This is a genomic window from Cohnella zeiphila, assembly GCF_014212055.1.
Lineage (GTDB): Bacteria > Bacillota > Bacilli > Paenibacillales > Paenibacillaceae > Cohnella > Cohnella zeiphila.
The window spans coordinates 40,524-58,513 of sequence record NZ_JACJVO010000005.1; the positions used below are offsets into that span (position 1 = coordinate 40,524).

General features: G+C 61.3%; 11 protein-coding genes. All 11 read left to right on the forward strand.

Translation table 11 applies throughout. The features are described 5' to 3' along the window. Positions 1-1,167, forward strand: a complete 1,167-nt coding sequence (locus H7C18_RS04145; protein ID WP_185127754.1) for a Gfo/Idh/MocA family protein — start codon at positions 1-3, stop codon at positions 1,165-1,167. Beyond that, positions 1,164-2,378, forward strand: coding sequence for a carbohydrate kinase family protein (locus H7C18_RS04150; RefSeq protein ID WP_337912866.1), 1,215 nt, complete (start codon positions 1,164-1,166; stop codon positions 2,376-2,378). The genes H7C18_RS04145 and H7C18_RS04150 overlap by 4 nt, the downstream gene beginning before the upstream one ends. 18 nt (positions 2,379-2,396) lie before the next feature. Beyond that, positions 2,397-2,948 (forward strand): D-lyxose/D-mannose family sugar isomerase, encoded by a 552-nt coding sequence (locus H7C18_RS04155; protein WP_185127755.1) that lies wholly within the window; start codon positions 2,397-2,399, stop codon positions 2,946-2,948. Then, a complete protein-coding gene (locus H7C18_RS04160) occupies positions 2,945-3,709 on the forward strand; it encodes a DeoR/GlpR family DNA-binding transcription regulator (protein WP_185127756.1) in 765 nt (254 codons plus the stop codon). Before H7C18_RS04155 ends, H7C18_RS04160 begins: the two co-directional genes overlap by 4 nt. Before the next feature lie 29 nt (positions 3,710-3,738). Then, positions 3,739-6,024, forward strand: coding sequence for an AraC family transcriptional regulator (locus tag H7C18_RS04165; protein WP_185127757.1), 2,286 nt, complete (start codon positions 3,739-3,741; stop codon positions 6,022-6,024). 721 nt (positions 6,025-6,745) lie between these two features. Further along, positions 6,746-7,651 (forward strand): ABC transporter permease, encoded by a 906-nt coding sequence (locus H7C18_RS04170; RefSeq protein ID WP_185127912.1) that lies wholly within the window; start codon positions 6,746-6,748, stop codon positions 7,649-7,651. Between the two features lie 19 nt (positions 7,652-7,670). Further along, a complete protein-coding gene (locus H7C18_RS04175; RefSeq protein ID WP_238357460.1) occupies positions 7,671-8,597 on the forward strand; it encodes a carbohydrate ABC transporter permease in 927 nt (308 codons plus the stop codon). A gap of 59 nt (positions 8,598-8,656) precedes the next feature. Continuing rightward, positions 8,657-10,258, forward strand: a complete 1,602-nt coding sequence (locus tag H7C18_RS04180; protein WP_185127758.1) for an extracellular solute-binding protein — start codon at positions 8,657-8,659, stop codon at positions 10,256-10,258. A gap of 91 nt (positions 10,259-10,349) precedes the next feature. Then, positions 10,350-12,656, forward strand: coding sequence for a beta-galactosidase (locus H7C18_RS04185; protein ID WP_185127759.1), 2,307 nt, complete (start codon positions 10,350-10,352; stop codon positions 12,654-12,656). A gap of 15 nt (positions 12,657-12,671) precedes the next feature. Next, on the forward strand, positions 12,672-13,646 hold the full coding sequence (locus H7C18_RS04190; RefSeq protein ID WP_185127760.1) for a DUF4432 family protein: 975 nt from the start codon (positions 12,672-12,674) through the stop codon (positions 13,644-13,646). 370 nt (positions 13,647-14,016) lie between these two features. Continuing rightward, positions 14,017-17,952, forward strand: a complete 3,936-nt coding sequence (locus tag H7C18_RS04195; protein WP_337912872.1) for a fibronectin type III domain-containing protein — start codon at positions 14,017-14,019, stop codon at positions 17,950-17,952. Positions 17,953-17,990 lie beyond the last annotated feature (38 nt).

Here is a 17,990-nt window from a genome sequence, read left to right on the forward strand (position 1 = left end):
ATGGAGAAACGAATCATTCGTTTCGGCGTCATCGGCTGCGGCCTCATGGGCAAGGAATTCGCCAGCGCGGCGGCGCGCTGGTGCCACCTGACGGACGCGGATTTCGAGCCGTCCATCGTCGCGGTGTGCGATGCCGACCCGGAGGCGGCGAAGTGGTTCCGGGAGCGCGTTCCGAGCGTTCGGCGAGCTTACGCGGATTACCGGGAGCTGCTGGCGGACCCGGAGGTCGAAGCGGTCTACTGCGCGGTTCCGCACAACCTTCACGAGCAGATCTATCTCGATATTATTAATGCCGGCAAACATTTACTGGGTGAAAAGCCGTTCGGCATCGACCGCAGCGCGAACGAGGCGATTCTGGCGGCGATTCGGGCGAATCCGCAGGTTGTCGTGCGCAGCTCGTCGGAATTTCCCTTTTTCCCCGGGGCGCAACAGATCGTCCGTTGGGTGAACGAAGGCCGGTTCGGCCGGATTATCGAAGCGGAAGCGGGCTTCTGGCATTCGAGCGATCTCGATCCGACGAAGCCGATCAACTGGAAGCGCCGCATCGCGACCAACGGGGAATACGGCTGCATGGGCGATCTTGGGCTGCATGTGCTGCACCTGCCGCTCCGGTTCGGCTGGCGGCCGGCCAACGTGCGGGCGCTGCTCTCCAAGATCGTGGAAGAGCGGCCGGACGGCAAGGGCGGAACCGCTCCGTGCGAGACGTGGGACAACGCCATTCTGGCTTGCGAGATGGAGGCGGCCGATCAATCGTTCCCGATGGTGCTGTCGACGAAACGGATCGCGCCCGGACACGCCAACACCTGGTTCATTCGCATCCAGGGAACGGAATTCTCGGCGGAGTTCACGACCAAAAATCCGAAGCAAGTCGCTTCGCTTCCCTACGAGCCCGGCGGCCCGCAGGCCTGGCACGTCGCCGACGCGCCGTACCGCTCCGCCTACGGCACGATTACCGGCCCGATTTTCGAATTCGGCTTCTCCGATTCGATCCTGCAGATGTGGGCGGCGTTCTGCGACGAGATCGCGCACAGGCGGGAAGGCATGAAGCAGCCGTTCCGGTGCGCGCTGCCGGAAGAAGCGGCCGGCAGCCACCGGCTGTTCACCGCGGCGTTGGAATCTCACCGCACGGGCGGGACGGCGACGGTCGAGTGGGAGGGTCTCGCGTGAGTCCGGCGGCCGGCGGCATTGTGGTCGCAGGGCATATTTGCCTGGACATCATTCCGTCGATGCAGGGCGGCGGCTCCGCGCAAGGCTTAAGCGAGATGCTTGTTCCCGGCAAGCTGGTCGAGGTCGGCTCGGCGCTGCTCTCGACCGGCGGCGCGGTGTCCAATACCGGGCTGGCTTTGCACCGGCTCGGTTTTCCGGTGACGCTGATGGGCAAGGTGGGGGACGATCCGTTCGGACGCCTGGTGCTCGATCTGCTCAAAGGCCACGGCGACGGGCTGGCCGACGGCATGATCGTCGCCTCGGGCGAGAGCAGCTCGTATTCGGTCGTCCTCAGCCCGCCGGGGGTCGATCGCGTATTCCTGCATTGCACCGGGGCTAACGACACGTTTGCGGCGGATGATATGCCCGCCGGATCGCTCGCGGGAGCGAAGCTGTTCCATTTCGGCTATCCGCCGCTTATGGCGCGGATGTACGCGGACGGCGGGGCGGAGCTGGAACGCTTGCTGTCCAAGGTCAAGGAGCAAGGGCTGACCGTCTCGCTCGACATGGCGCGGCCCGATCCCGCCTCTCCGGCGGGAAGGGCGGACTGGCCGGCCATCCTGGCCCGCGTTCTACCTTGGGTCGACATATTCTTGCCCAGCTTCGAAGAGATTCTGTTCATGCTACGTCCCGACCGGTATCGGGAGCTGGCCAAGCGCCATGGCGCGGACGATCTGCTGATCTGCGCCGACGGTCCGCTGCTCGATTCTCTCTCGGAACAGTTGCTCGGAATGGGGGCGGCTGTGGTAGGATTAAAGCTGGGCGCCCGAGGCTTCTATTTGCGAACGACGGCGGACCCGGAACGGCTGCGGAGGATCGGACTTTGCGCGCCGGACGGGAATCGGCTCGCGGATTGGCTCGATCGGGAGCTGCTCGCGCCGTGCTATCGGGTCGAAGCCGTCGGCACGACGGGAGCGGGAGACTGCACGATCGCGGGATTCCTCGGCGGGCTCGCGCAAGGGCTCCCGATCGAGGAAGCGCTGCTCGGGGCGGTCGGCGTCGGCGCGTGCAGCGTCGAGCGGGCGGACGCGGTTAGCGGCGTGCGAAGCTGGCGCGAGGTGCGGGAGCGGATCGGGGCGGGCTGGCAACAGAGCGAGGATGTTCCGTCTCTTCCGGGCTGGGAACGTGCAAGCGGTTTCGGCATTTGGGAGCATAAGAGAGCCTTAGGCTGAAGAAGGAGCGATCGGAAGATGTTGCGAAGCGAAGTGAAGCAAGCTCAGAGACGGGCGGCGGAGATGCTGGCCGGCGCCGGCGTCGTGCTGACCGCCGAGGAGGCCGGCCGGATCGAGGTGGCCGGCTTCGGACTCGGGCGGCTGGAAGAGCAGGGACTCGAGCTGATCACGTACGTGAATACGGACCGGTACTGCGCGAAGGATCTCGTTCTTTTTCCCGGACAGACGTGTCCCGAGCATCTTCATCCGCCGGTGAACGGCGAGCCGGGCAAGATGGAGACGTTCCGGTGCCGCTACGGCAGCGTGTATCTATATGTGGAAGGCGAAGCGGCGGAGACGATTCAGGCGGCCGTTCCGCCGGGAAGCCGCGACCATTACACGGTGTTCCATGAAATCGTTCTGCAGCCGGGAGAGCAATATACGATCCCTCCCGGTACGAAGCATTGGTTCCAGGGAGGACCGGAAGGCGCGATCGTCTCGGAGTTCTCCAGCACGAGCCGGGACGAATTCGACATTTTCACGGACCCGGGCGTCGTCCGCCTGCCCGTGATCGTCGAGGATGGAGCATGAGGCAGACAATCGTTCTGAACGCGAGACAGCAGCAAATGCTGGATCGCATCTCCCAGGAGGGAGAGGTGCGCATCGCCGATCTGCGGGAACTGTTCCCCGTGACGGAGATGACGATCCGGCGCGATCTGGAGAAGCTCGAAGAGGCGGGCTCCGTCCGCCGAACGTTCGGCGGCGCCATCTTCGTCGGGCAGGACGTGGCGCTGAAGGAGCGAACGGGCCTCCTTACGGCAGAGAAAGCGCGGATCGGCCGCCAGGCCGCCGCGCTCATTCGGCCGGGGGAATCCGTCTTTCTCGACGGGGGGACGACGACGCTTCAGATCGCCCGGTCCCTACCGGCCGGGATGAGCGTGACCGTCGTCACCAACGCCTTGAACGTGGCGTCGGAGCTGGCCGGCAAGAGGATCCCGACGATTATGACCGGCGGCACGCTGCTGGAGTCCACCCACTCCCTCGTCGGTCCGATCGCGGTGCAGACGCTTGCCGGCATGGCGTTCGACCGCGCCTTTCTCGGCACGACCGGAGTGAGCGTCGAGCACGGCTTCAGCAACTCCAATCTGTACGAAGCGGAGATCAAGCAGCTCGCCATCCGCCAGAGCGGCGAAACGGCGGTCGTGGCGGACCATACGAAGTTCGGCGCGAAAGTGCTTGTCTCCTTCGCCGAGCTTTCGGGCGTGCAGCGCATCGTGACCGATGAAGCGCCGGAGGAAGCGCTGCGGCAAGCTTGCCTGGAGAAGGGCGTTCAACTGGATATCGCGGATTGACACCTTTGTCGGACAGGGGGCGTCCTTGCATGCGGCAATCCGGAATGCGGGTGCTGCGGTCGGCGGCAGGCCGGAACCGGCTGGTTCCAAGACAATCTTATATTCGGATTTTCCTCGGACTCGGGCTGCTGTTCACGCTCGTGTCCGTTCCGTTCGCCATCTTGATGACGAACCAGTTCTCCCGCTATGCCGTCAAGCAGATCGACCAGGTCAACCGGTCGGAGATCGAGCACTCCCGCGACAATGCGGAGTTTATTCTGGACAAGCTGATGTCCTACGGTTTTACCATGTACGGGGACAAAAGCATTCAGGCGTGGATGACGGCGAGCGAGGAAGCGCCTCAGCTCCAGGTCGACGCGCTGACGGCAGCGTCCAAATATACGACGACCGAGCCGTTCCTGGACAACGTCTACCTGCTCAACATGAAGACGGAACACGTGATCGACCTGAAATACGGCATTTCCTCGTTCGATCAATTCAGCGATTCCGAGCTGCTGGCGTTGGCGAAGGAGCCGCGAAACTCCTACCAGCGCTTCTTCGTGTACCAATCGAAAGGCCAACAGCGGCTGGCGCTCATGATTCCGACCGTTCCGTCCGGCCAAGTCTACTATGGCTACCTGGTGATGCTGCTGGACGATTCTTTGATGAAGCAGTACCTCTTGAAGGAGAACGGAAACGGGGTTGGGTACCGGTCGTTTATTCTCGACGATCGGGGCGAACTGATGCTCGGTTCTCCCGACGACGGCAAGCTGTATCCGGAGCTGAACGCCGGCGTGAAAGAGAGCGAAGGAAGCTTCACCCAGAGCTACAAAGGCGAGGCGTGGTCGGTTCAGTATGCGCGGCTCGAACCGCAAGGGTGGATCGTATACCAGATGGCCGAGCTGAAGGAGATTCGCGCCGACTTCCATGCGTTCCGCACGAAGCTGGTCGCCTTCCTGATCGGACTCGTCGCGCTGCTCATGGCCATTCTGTTCTGGAACTCCCGTCGAACGTACAAGCCGTTCTCGCAGCTCGCAAGCCAACTGGAGCAGAAGTTCGGCCCGCTCCTGAAGGAGAAGCCCGGCGACGGCTCGTCCGAGGAAATCCGGTTGATCCGCGGCGGCATCGAAATGCTGGAGGACCGAATGGCGCAGCTCGATTCCTCCATGCGGGAGCACCGCAACGTGATCAAGCTGGAATACTTGCGGCAGTGGGTGCTGCAGGGCAAGCTGATCCCGCCGGTCGAGCAATATTTGCGCGGCCAGACGGACCTGCTTCGGGACGAGAACGTGATCCTGAGCGTTCTTCGGATCGATGGATACAGCGCTTTTCAAGAAAAATACGACTTCGCTTCCCGCAAGCTGATGAAGTATGCGATGGGCAACATCGCGGAGGAGGTCGTCCGATCCGCGGGCAGCGCGGAGGCCGTCGACTTGGGCGGCGACCATCTCGTTCTGCTGCTGTCGGGACTGTCGGTATCCGGGGACCGGTTGACGGGACTGCTGACGGAGGCCAAGAATCAGATTCGGCAGTGGACGAACGTCCAGGTGACGGTCGCCGTTAGCGAACGGAAGGCGATCGGGGACGATCTGCGTGCCGTCTACCAGCACATTCTCGAACTGACGATGCTGAAGTTCGTCTCCGGGGAAGACAAGATCTACGTCGAGCGCGACTTCGAGGAATATATGCGGAGCGTGCAGCCGCTGCAGGACGACCAACTGCTGGACGAGCTGATCAAGCACGTGCGCATGGGCAAGGCGGAGGAGGTGGCGGCTTGCCTGGACCAGATCTTCGGGCAGATGCAGACGCTTCATTACGCGCAGAGCAAGTTTCAGCTTTCGCTGATGCTGTATACGCTGTTCAAGACGTTCAACAAGCTGCCATCCGTGGAATCCGCGGAAGGAATCGAGAGCTTGCTGGAGTCGTTCGACACGCTGTCCGGCGTGCGCGGCTGGCTGGAACGCGAGCTGCTCGGCATCATGGACGACCTGAGCAACCGCAGAGGCGGGAGCCGGCGGGAAGAGATCGTGACGGAGATCGTCGATTACGTGAAGAACCATCTTCACGACCCGATGCTGACGATCGAGGAGATCGCCGAGCACGTCTCGCTGTCGACCCGGCACGTGCGCCAAGTGTTCAAGGAAGGGCTCGAGGTAACGCTGGCCGATTACATCCTGCAGGAGCGCATCGCCAAGGTGAAGGAGCTGCTGGGGACGACCGACTGGACGGTGACGGACATCGGCGAACGGGCCGGCTTTCAGACGAAGAGCCATTTTTTCACCATCTTCAAAAAAGCGACCGGCATGACGCCCAGTCAGTACCGGGATCAGCTGTAGGAAAGGAAGGGGCTCCGCGTGATGCGGGGTCCTTTTTTGCTTTGCTCCGTTAAAGCCCCAAAAGGTGTCCGAACGTCTCTCCAAATGGCTTAAGATCGAAATCCCGCTCGCTCAGGGGGCCGCAAGGAACCGGTCCCGAGCTCCGTTCTTCTCGCATTGGCATCCATTCGAAATCCCCGTCCCTCAGGAAATCTGTCTCGGATGTCTTCTCCCTTCATTATTTTTGGGACCAACGGTATCTAATGGAACCCGAGATCAGCTATTCGTCTGCGGTCCGGACCGGAAGATCTCCATACAATCCAGCCTCCAGCGTCAATTTTTGCTATTGGAAGGGAAAATCTCCCTATATTCTCGCTCATGGACGGTAATGGACGTGATCTGATCCAGATAAGAAGAGGTTTTCCGGTTTACGAGGCCTGGATGGTCATTTGAGAAGTGATAAAGGGAGGATTTCCTGTTCAAGTCGCCATTGCCTGAGCGGAAGGGATTTCGACGTAAGGTGAGAGGGAGGATAAGCGGCCCGGAGAAGAGTCGAGGCGCTCATGCCTACTCCCACGCGGGTTTTCCGCTTTGAGAACCCACTTCCGGATCGAGAACTCCGGCCTTTTGGCATGGTTTTCGGGCCGATTTCCCGGATGAGAACTATACAGACCGAACGGGCGCGCCTTAAGCTGGGGACACAAGACAAGACAGCGAGAGGAGACGAAAATTCAAAGTGGCGATGGTCCGAGAGATCGTGAGGAACCGGTATTTGTATGCGCTGGCCCTCCCCGGGCTGCTGTTCTTGGTCGTGTTCGCATACGTGCCCATGGCCGGGCACTTGATCGCGTTCAAGAAATATCGGCTGGCGGACGGGCTGTGGGGGAGCAAGTGGGCCGGCTTCGACAACTTCAAGTTTTTCTTTATGAGCAGCGACTGGTATAAGGTCACGCTCAATACGATTCTCCTGAACGGCCTGTTTATCGTCTGCGGCCTCTGCATCGCGCTGGCGCTGGCCATCTTCCTGAACGAGGTCCACAGCCGGCTGTATCAGAAAATCGCGCAATCGTTCATTTTCCTGCCCTACTTCATCTCCTGGCTCGTCGTCAGCATGATGGTGTTCGCTTTCCTGAACACGACGGACGGCATCGTCAACCGGATGCTGCAGTCCAATGGATTGGAAGCGCGCAACTGGTACCTCATGCCCGGCATCTGGCCGGCCGTCCTGACGGTCATCTACGTGTGGAAGTTCGCGGGTTACTATTCCATCATCTTCCTCGCGGCGATTACCGGCATCTCCGGCGAGTATTACGAGAGCGCGAGGATCGACGGGGCGACGCGGTTCCAGCAGATCATCCATATTACGATTCCGCTGATCCGCAACGTGCTCATCGTGCTCGGGCTTCTGGGCGTCGGGCGAATTTTCTACGGAGACTTCGGCATGATCTACGGCATCGTCGGCGACACCGCGCCGCTCTATCCGACGACCGACGTCATCGATACGTATTCCTACCGGGCGCTGCGGCAGCTGGGCGACTTCAGCAAGTCCTCGGCGGTCGTCCTCTACCAATCCGTCATGGGACTGGTCACGATCGTGCTGTTCAATGCGGTCGCCCGAAAAATCGACAAAGATTCAAGTCTATTCTAAGAAAGGAGGCGAGCGCGAGTTGGAAAATTCCATGCAGCGGGTACGGCACCTGAAAACGGTCAAAGCGAAGAACGACCGCAGCCTGTCCGAGAAGACGTTCGTCGGTTTCATCTATGCGTTCACCGGGCTGTTCGCCCTGATCTGCTTCCTGCCGTTCTGGCTGGTCGCGATCAACTCATTCGCCGCCGAATCGGCGATCAAGCGGCATGGCTATCAGCTCATTCCAAAGGTCTTCTCGCTCGATGCCTACCGCTTCCTGTTCCACGGCCGTCAGGTCGTTTCGAGCTACGGCGTCTCCTTGACCGTGACCGTCGCCGGCACCGTTCTGGCCGTGCTCATCACGGCGATGTACGCCTACGTGCTCGCTCATCCCAAAGTGAAATACCGCAACGTGCTGGCGTTTCTGACCTACTTCACGATGATCTTCGGCGCGGGGCTGGTCGGCTTCTATATTCTGATCGCGAATTGGCTTCATCTGAAAGACACGCTGTGGGCGCTCATTCTTCCTTACTTGCTGAACCCGTTTTTCGCGTTTATCATGGTGTCCTTTTTCCGCACATTGCCTTACGAGATCAACGAAGCCGCGACGGTGGACGGCGCGAGCGACTGGACGATCTTCTTCCGCATCATCTTTCCGATCTCGAAGCCGGTGGTCGCGACCGTCGCCCTGTTCTATGCGCTTCAATATTGGAACGACTTCTTCCTGGCGCTCATGTTCATCGACAACTACAAGCTTCATCCGCTGCAGATGATGATCCGGCAGCTCATCTCCAACATCAACATCAGCGCTTACGTAGGCGGCAACACGGCTTATACCCGGCCTCTGCCTACGTACGGCGTGCAGCTCGCGACGGTATGCGTGACGATCGGCCCGCTGATCTTCCTGTACCCGTTCATTCAGAAATATTTCGTCAAAGGGATTACGATCGGCGCGCTAAAAGGGTAGTCTTGACTCGGAGACATCCGGTTGAGAATAGAAGCCAGTAGACTCAAGGAGGTCACACGATGAGATTAAGAAAAGGGATGACGGCGCTGGCGGCGGCTTCGCTGCTGCTTGTCGCTGCCGCGGGGTGCGGCTCGAACGGCAATAACGATTCCGGGAACGCGTCCCCGTCGGGCAGCGCTCCCGCGAGCGGGGCTTCGCCGTCCGGCAGCGCGGGGTCGTCCGCCGAAGCTCCGGCGCAGAAGCTGGATCCGGTCACGCTGAAGATCGTCATTCCGGGAGATCGGCCGCCGGATATGGACGCCGTGATCAAGGAAGCCGAGGACCGGATGAAGGATACGATCAACGTCAAGCTCGACGTGGTATTCGTACCGTTCTCCGACCTGGCCCAGAAGACGCAAGTCATGCTTGCGTCCGGCGAAGACGTCGACTTGATCTTCGACGCGCCGTGGCTGCACATGAACCAGATGGTCAGCGCCGGGTATTACGAGCCGCTGGAGGATCTGATCGCCAAGTACGGGCAGGACGCGGTGAAGGTCCGCTCGCAGGAGATGTTCGACGCCAACACGTTCCAGGGCAAGGTCTATGCGATGCCGATGGCGAATTCGCATCTGGCGGGACGCACGTATCTCGTCCGCAAGGATCTGCGCGAGAAGTACGGGCTGCCGCCGATTCAAACGTACGACGACCTGATCAAATTCGCTTATAAGGTGAAAGAGAACGACAAGGACGTCATTCCGCTGCTTGCTTACGGCCAGGGCGCCCAGACGGACGTCACGTGGGGCTCGTTCCGCGCCTTTATGGAGTACGACCCGCAGTTCCTGGAGTCGGACGCGCTCGGGCAGAGCCTGGTGCTGTACTACAAGAATAACGACGGCAAGGTATACAACCTGTTCGACGAGATGGAGCCGAAGATCTGGTCCTGGATCGAGGACGCCCGCAAGCTGTATACGGACGGCCTGATAGACCCGGACGTGCTGGCGATCAAGGATGTCGATTCGGTCATCAACTCCGGCAAGGTCGCGGTGGCCGTCCACAACGAATACGGCGTGCCGTCCGCGCTTCAGAGCGCCCTCGCCCAGAACGTTCCGGGAGCGGAGCTTGAGCCGGTCACCTTCGTCAAGATGGAGCCGGGCGCGAATATCTCCAACTTCAAGCAGGCGAACTTCCTGGCGATTCCGAAGGTCAGCAAGAACAAAGAGCGCGCCATGATGTTCCTGAACTGGACGGCGCAGAAGGACAATTACGATCTGCTCGCTTACGGCATCGAGGGCAAGGATTACGAGAAGATCGGCGACGACAAGTACAAACCGATCGGCACCGGCTATCCGGCCTTCGGGTACGCCTGGGTGTGGAACCCGACGATGGAACGGATCAACGCCGATTACGACGACGATACGGTCGCCCATTACAAGTTCACCCAGGATGCGGCGAATCTGACGCCGAGCATTCTGACCGGCTTCTCGTTCGACCCGACTCCCGTCACGAACGAGATCACCCTGTACAATACGGTCGCGGACAAGTATTACAATTCGATCTTCGACGGAGTGGTCGATCCGGACGCGACTTGGGCGAAGTTCAAGAAGGAAGCCGAAGGCAACGTCAAAAAAATTCAAATCGAGCTTCAACGGCAGATCGACGAATTCCTGGCGAGCAAGAAGTAAACCGGGAGGGCTGGATCGGATTGAAAAGCAGGCGGGTATTCGGCAGCTTCGGGCACCGGGTGCCCGCCTTTTGCGGAAGAGGAGAGAGAGCATGAGCTTGGCAGGGAAAAAGCCCATCGTGAGATTCGGCGGGGACTACAACCCCGAGCAATGGCCGGCGGAGACGCTGGAGCGCGACGTTGCCCTGATGAAGGAGGCGGGGGTCAACACGGTTACGCTGAACGTGTTCGGCTGGGCCGCGATCGAGCCGGAGGAAGGGAGATACGACTTCGATCGGCTGGACGCGGCGTTCGATCGGCTTGAGCGGGAAGGCATCGACGTTATCCTGGCGACGCCGACGGCCGCTCCGCCCGCCTGGCTGTTCCAGCGGGAGCCGGCGCTGCTGAAGGTGGGCGAGAACGGGCAGCGGGCGGTTCACTGGAGCCGGCAGGCTTATTGTCCCAACCATCCCGCGTACGACCGGGAGATCCGCCGGATCGCGCGGGTGCTGGCCGAACGCTACGGGAGCCGGAGCCACCTCGTCCTGTGGCATATCAACAACGAGTACATCGTGCATTGCTACTGCGATCATTGCGCCGCCGCCTTCCGGGAATGGCTGCGCGCCAAGTACGGAACGCTGGAGCGGCTGAACGAAGCGTGGCAGCTCAGCCAGTGGAGCCTCGCCCGTACGGATTGGGAGCAGGTGACGCCTCCGCTCGGGGGCATGTCGCATACAAGCCACAGTCTGGACTATCAGCGCTTCCTCTCGGACAGCAACTTGAGTAATTTTCTGGCGGAGAAGGAAGAGATCGTGCGAATTACGCCGGACATTCCGGTGACGACCAATTTTTATTCTTTGGATTTTCGGGGGCAGATTCATCCGCAGTGGGCGCCTTATCTGGACGTCATCTCCTGGGATTCGTATCCTCCGCACCGGGATCATGCGGTATGGGCGGCTTTTCAGCACGATTATTTCCGCAGCCTGAAGAGGCAGCCGTTCCTTCTGATGGAGCAGGCGACCGGCAGCGTCAACTGGAAGGAGTACAATCCGGCCAAGCGCCCGGGAATGATGCGGCTGCAGAGCTACCAGGCGCTGGCCCGGGGGGCGGAGGCGGTGCTGTTTTTCCAATTCCGTCAGAGCCGGGGCGGCGTCGAGAAGTTCCACAGCGCGCTCGTCAGCCACGGGACCGAAGCCGACAACCGGATTTACCGCGAGGTTCTCGGGCTGGGAAGCGAGCTTCGGGAGCTGGGAGCGGTCTTGATCGGAGCAGAAAGGATGGAGCCTGCGAGCATCTCCCGCTCCGCCCTCAGCACGTTGATTACGCCAGCGTCCGGAAGATTGGAATCGGGAGAATCGGGCGCAGGACTGGAGAATGCGGGAAGGGAGAAAGCGGGAGAGGTCCAGTCCAGAGTCGCCGTGCTGTTCGACATGACGCTGACCTGGCTCGTCGACTGGAACCGGCCGAGCCGCGACGTGTCGTACCGCGAGACGGTGACCGCTTTTTATCGTCCGCTGTATGAAGGGAACTTCGCCGTGGATGTCATTCACCCGCTGGACGAACTGAGCGGCTACGAGGTCGTCGTCGCGCCGATGCTGTACATGTTCGAGGGAGGCGTGCCGGAGCGGCTGCGCCAATTCGTCGAGCGTGGGGGCACGCTCGTCATGAGCTACGGAAGCGGCATGGTGAACGGCTGCGACGTGGCGGAGCACGGCGGCTTTCTGCGCCCGATCGACGACGTGTTCGGGATCACGGTCGAAGAGTGGGATGCGTTCGAGCCGGATATGCGCAACCGGATCGCTTGGAGCGGGGAAGGGGCGGCGGTTGGAGGCGGTGAAGACGATCGTTTCGGCTCGCGGGAAGCGGCTTCTTCGGCTGCCGTGAAGGAGGCCGGTTCAAGCGTCGGCTTCTTGCTCCCGGAGGCTGCGGACGAACGTTTGGGCTCGTGGGGAATGAACCCGTCTTATGAGGCGGTCAAATGGGCCGAGGTCGTCCGGCTGAAAGGGGCGGAGGCGCTCGCCGTGTTCCGGGAGGACTACCATGCGGGGCAGCCGGCCGTTACCCGCCATCGGTACGGCCGCGGAGAAGCGTATTATGTGGCGACGCATCCGGAGGACGCGTTCCTGCGGGAGCTTCTGCCAGTCATTTGCCGCCGTCGCGGGGTGACGCCATGGAGCCTTGCAGAGTCGGAGGGGCTGAGCCGTGCGCCGGAAGGCGTGGAGATCGCCGTTCGCGGCCGGGGAGCGGACCGCGTCTGGTTCGTGCTGAATCATCGCCCTCTGCCGGTCGAAGTCGACATCGGGCCCGCAGGCGGATGGTTCGATCTGCTGCTTCGGAAGCCTGTGAGCGGGACCGGATTGGTTCTGGAGGGATACGGAGTCGCGGTATTGAGGCAAATGACGGAGGAATCCGTTCGATAGCCAACGGGGGGGAGCGTGGAACCGATCGGAAGCGAGGCGATCGAGGAGCGGATCGCGGGAGTGCGTGCGGTCCGGCTGGAAAACGAGCGGATAAGGGCGGTTATTCTTGTCGGCAAAGGAGCGGACGTATGGGAGCTGGTCTATAAGCCGTTGAACGTCGATTCGCTGCTCAAGACCGAGAGCGGGCTGGAGATTTTGAGCGGCAGGGATTTGCACGAAGAGCCGCTTGTCCATTACGCCGATCCGTACCCGGGCGGCTGGCAGGACATCCTCCCGAACCGGGCGCGGTTCGGTGATAGCGAGATCGGCCGCTCGCAGGAAGGTGAGGCTGCATGTCTCCCTTGGGATTATGAAATTCGGCGGGAAGAGGGCGAGGTCTCCCTGATTTGCCGCGTCAGCCTCGCCGGAGCTCCGCTGTCGGCGGTGAAGACGTTCCGCCTGGCCGAGGGGGAGAGCGTGCTGTCGCTGGAAGAAGAAGTCGCGAACACGGGCGAGGAGCCGGTCCGGTTCATTTGGACCCATCACCCGGCGTTCGGAAGTCCGCTGGTTGACGAGCGGGCGAGAGTCAATCTGCCGGAAGGGGCGCGGGTTTTCGCCGATGCGCCGGGCGCGCTTGACAACGCGGCAGGGGACAGTCCGCGCGAAGCATTGCTGCCGGATGGCCGGCGCAAAGATTTGCATCGCATCGACTCTCGCCGCCCGGACGGGGAGAGCGGCTATTTTCCGTTGGCCGGTTTCGAGCAAGGCGAGGCGGGCATCGACAATCCGCATTTGCGCTTGCGGCTGCGGCTCGAATGGGATCGCTCGACGTTCCCCTGCTTGCGCTACTGGTCCCGCAACGACGAAGAGATCTATACGGTCGCTCTGGAGCCGTCCACTTCACGCTACTCGGACATCGGCGATTGCATTCGCCATGGTGAATGCATCGCGCTCGATCCGGGAGAGCGTCATTCGGCCTGGCTGCGGGTGCGGTTCGAATCCTACTCGTAGGAGCTCCTTCGCCGGAGCAGGAACAAGGAAGCTGCATTCGATGCGGCTTCTCCTTTAGGCTTGTCTGCAAGCGCTTACCTATTGTCGGAGCTGAACTCATCGCAGATCGCCGCCGAAGCGGGGCCAAGAGAGCAACCAGATGACCCTCCGGACGAAGCTGCATACGAAGAGGCGGAACGGCTGGAAATGGGAAGGGGCAGGACGCGAGAGACACTCCGGAAAGGGGGTGATGGGGTAGCGGACAACGAGAAGCGGAAGGTGACCGACATCAAGAGCAGCATCGAGAGGAAGCGGTTTGGAATCGGCTATTGGCATTCGGCATTCTGAAAGGCAATCGCAATTCCCAATCTCGAAGTGGAGGATGATCGAAGTGAGAATCAAAAGAGTCGCCGGTTGGCTGCTCGGCTTGACGCTGGTCGCAGGCGGCCTTCCCGGGCTTCATGCGGCTGCGGACGAGCCGGCCGAGCCGGCCGAACCGCAGATGGTCAATTTGCTTGCGGCGGATATGGACGTCCATTTCGACAACGGAACGAGTCCGCTCGTGCAGCAAAATACCCCGTCGGGAGGCTCGCAGCAGATCGTGCAGGTGGGCGGCAACAATGCGCTTGAGCTGCGCGACGCCTCGCTCGGCACGAACGTGTCCAGCTACTTTTACGAGAGAATGAGCAGCGGCACGCTGAAGGACCGCATTAACCAGGTCTATAGCGAGCCGGTCGGAAGCCCTGCCGTGGACTTCATTCTCGAATACAAGCTGAAGCGCAGCGCCGCCAGCGACAAGCCGGTCGCCAAGGACATCTACGCGCAAATTCAGTTCGGCAACTTCGACAACAACCTCGTTCCCCGCTTCCCGGTGGCGGCGACGAGCATTACGGGAACGGCCGCCTACCTGAACGCGTCGGGCGATCTTGAGACGGTGAACGACAGCGACATCGCCGGGTACCGCTTCTCGATCGTCCCGAACGGCGGTCAGCGCATCATATCGACCGTCGAGCTCGGCTTCTCCGTCCGCGTCGACACCGGCGGAACGGACGAGGCGTATACCATCGACGATCTGGCGGTATATGAGGTGGGGACCGTCCAGGACAGCGAACCGCCGTCGGCTCCGACCGGCTTGACGGTCGCCGGGCAGACGGATACGAGCGTATCCCTTAGCTGGACGGCGGCGACGGACAACCAGGCCGTAACCGCCTACGACGTTTACCGGGACGGGACGCTTGCGGCAACGGCGAGCGGAACGTCGACGACGGCGGACGTCGTCGGCTTGTCTCCAAGCACGACGTATCATTTTGCCGTGAAAGCGAAGGACGGGGCGGGAAACGCGTCGAACCCGAGCAACGAAGCAACGGCGACGACGGACCCTTCGCCCGGCGGGCTTCCCGCGCCGTTCGGCGACCGCGATATCGGCAGCGTGGGAATCTCGGGCAGCGCGAGCTACGACGAGGATACCGGCACGTATTCGGTCACGGGCTCCGGAGCCGATATTTGGGGAACGGAGGATGCGTTCCATTACGCTTACCGCCCCTGGACGGGATACGGCCAGATCGTGGCGCATGTCGATAGCGTAGAGAATGCGGCCGAGTGGACGAAGGCGGGCATCATGATCCGCGCGAGCATGGATAAGCAGTCGCCTTATGCGTTCGCGGCGCTGACGCCGGGACACGGCACGGTTTTCCAGGATCGGCTGCAGGCGGGCGGAGCCTCCACCCTTACGACAGGGTCGACGACGACGGCGCCGTATTGGCTGCGGCTGGTGCGGGACCAAACGGGCATCAGCGCTTACGATTCGTTCGACGGCACGAACTGGACGCTGCTGAAGCGGGAGACGATCAACCTGCCGGACACGATCTACGTCGGGCTGGCGGTGACGAGCCATACGAACACCAGGCAGGCGACGGCTGCGTTCGATCAAGTGAGCGTTGGCGAAGCGCCTCCGATCGAGAGCACGTACGCGCCTTTCCCCGGGACGATCGAGACCCGCAAGGCATGGCTGTGGAACAAGGTCAAAACGATGCAGGAAGAGAGCGGCCCTCTTAACATCACCGAGTACGTCGCGCAAATTTTGGACGGTCAGAACGTGGCGGCCAATCTGCAGAAGCTGGACGCGATGTACCAAAGCTACGATTACGAGCAGTACAAAACGGTGGCCAAAATGTATGCCTATCTGATGGTAGGCGATCAATTCGGCAGCACGATGATGGACCATGTCCGGCAGTATTTCGCGTCGTATGCTTACGCCGAACTGCCGCAGACGGAGAACCTGCGCATGAGCAACTACACGGCCGGCTATTTGGTGGGGCAATATTTTCCCGACCTGGCCGACCTGAACGGCAATTCCGGCGCGACGCTCAAAAGCATGAACAAGGCGAACATCGAAGCGATGATCGACGCGGGCGTGCACAAGGGCTGGGCGGAGTACGAGAGCCCGGAATACACCTTCATGACGTATCTTTGCCTGAACGCCATCTACCAGTATTCGGATGAACAGGACCTCCGGCAGGAAGCCAAAATGGCGATGGACGTCATGTGGTTCGAGTGGGCGAACGACTGGATCGACGGGTATCCGATCTCTTCGGAGAGCCGGGCGAAGGGAGATTCGGTAGCAGCTACCGACCCGACCTGGAGAGGGCAGAACCACACCGCGCTGGAATGGGCTTATTTCGGCTCGCACCGCGCCCAGCAGACGGTCGGCGAATCGGACAGCTCGTCGCCTTCGCTGTACCGTCCCAACCTGGAATACCTGGGCTTCGTGCTATACGGCGGGATGAGCTACCAGCCGCCGGAGATGGCGATCCGGATCGGGCAGAACACGGCCAAGGATTATGAATCCCGCAAAACGAACCAGCAAAATTCCAGCGGCCGCACGATGAACATTTACCGGCAAGCGTACGTGAAGCCGACGTGGGGCCTCGCCACCGAGGTGCAGTACAACCGGGTCGACAACTGGCTCGAGGACCTTCCCGTCGTGCTGCGCTGGCATTCCGACGCCCCGAATCCGCTGTTCCGGCTGTCTACGGACCAAGGAACCGCGCCGATCGGCAACTACGACCAGCCGGAATCCCATCGGATCATGCAGGACGGCAAAGCGGCAGTCGGCGTTTTCAAGCTGGAGAACAGCCCGGACTACGATTACATCAACGCGATGTTCCCGGACACCGGCTCGATCGTCGCCAAGGAGGAGCAAGGCGGCTGGGTGTTCAGCGACGCGGGGCCGATGTATTTCGCCTTCAAGTTCGTGAAGCCTGCGACCTGGTACCATCAATCCGACACCGATCCGTCGAACAAGGTGAAGACAACGGCGCAGCTGCATCCGACGGCTCAGCTGCTCTACAGCTACAACATCCTGCGGAGCCAGGCCGACAAGAACGGCTGGGTGCTCGAGACGGCCGACGCTTCCGAATACGCGAGCCTGGCCGCCTTCGAAAGCGCCGTTCTGGCGAACACGTCGCTGGACGCCAGCCATATCGACGAGACGAATCCGCGTCTGATCTATCACAGCCTGAGCGGCGACACGATGGACATCACCTACGATTCGGCGGCGGGCGCGTACAACAACACGCACAAAATCGACAATGTGCCGATCGATTACTCGTCGTTTAAAATTTTCGACACGCCTTGGCTGCAGCAGGACCGGAACTCCGACATCTTCACGGCGACGGAGGGCGACGAGCAGCTCGTCTACAACTTCGCCGATTGGACGATCGCCGAGCACGAGCCGGGAACGGATCCCGATCCGGGCACGAACCCCGATCCGGAGCCGCTGTTCGCGGACGACTTCACCGGCGGACTCGGCCATTGGGATCTGTTCGGCAGCACGGCATGGCAAACGTCGGGCACCGGAACGGCCGCCGAGTTGTCGGGCGCGACGAATCTGACGTACCCGCAGCGCGCGGTCGTGAAGACGAGTTCCCTGCCGTACGGCTCGCAGGATTACAGCCTGGAATACGGCGCCAAGGGAGACCGCTTCCGGACGATGTTCCGGTATTCTTCGAGCACGAGCTATTATTTCTTGGAATTCAAAAACGCGAGTACGGTAGAGCTGTGGAAGTATCCGAATTCCTCAACGGCCGTTCAGGCCGGCACGACCGTAAATATCGCCGACGCGCTGCCGGGCTTCTCGCTCGCGGACTGGCATAACTACAAGCTGCAGGTTCAAGGAGATACCTTCGCGCTGTCCGTCGACGGAACGCCCGCGGCGACGTTCACGGACGGCGATCTGACGGCGGGCGGGATCGGCTTCGCCTTGAAGAGCGTCGGCCCGGATGTGGCGATGCACGTTCGCCATTTGACGGTAAACCCGCTCTCCTAAGCGCAGAACCCCCTTGGCGGCCGATTCCGCTATGCGAC

Bases quoted from the DNA above. Each gene is read 5' to 3' on its own strand.
- H7C18_RS04145 (WP_185127754.1), top strand. From the start codon at position 1: ATGGAGAAACGAATCATTCGTTTCGGCGTCATCGGCTGCGGCCTCATG.
- H7C18_RS04155 (WP_185127755.1), top strand. From the start codon at position 2,397: ATGTTGCGAAGCGAAGTGAAGCAAGCTCAGAGACGGGCGGCGGAGATG.
- H7C18_RS04160 (WP_185127756.1), top strand. From the start codon at position 2,945: ATGAGGCAGACAATCGTTCTGAACGCGAGACAGCAGCAAATGCTGGAT.
- H7C18_RS04165 (WP_185127757.1), top strand. From the start codon at position 3,739: ATGCGGCAATCCGGAATGCGGGTGCTGCGGTCGGCGGCAGGCCGGAAC.
- H7C18_RS04170 (WP_185127912.1), top strand. From the start codon at position 6,746: ATGGTCCGAGAGATCGTGAGGAACCGGTATTTGTATGCGCTGGCCCTC.
- H7C18_RS04180 (WP_185127758.1), top strand. From the start codon at position 8,657: ATGAGATTAAGAAAAGGGATGACGGCGCTGGCGGCGGCTTCGCTGCTG.
- H7C18_RS04185 (WP_185127759.1), top strand. From the start codon at position 10,350: ATGAGCTTGGCAGGGAAAAAGCCCATCGTGAGATTCGGCGGGGACTAC.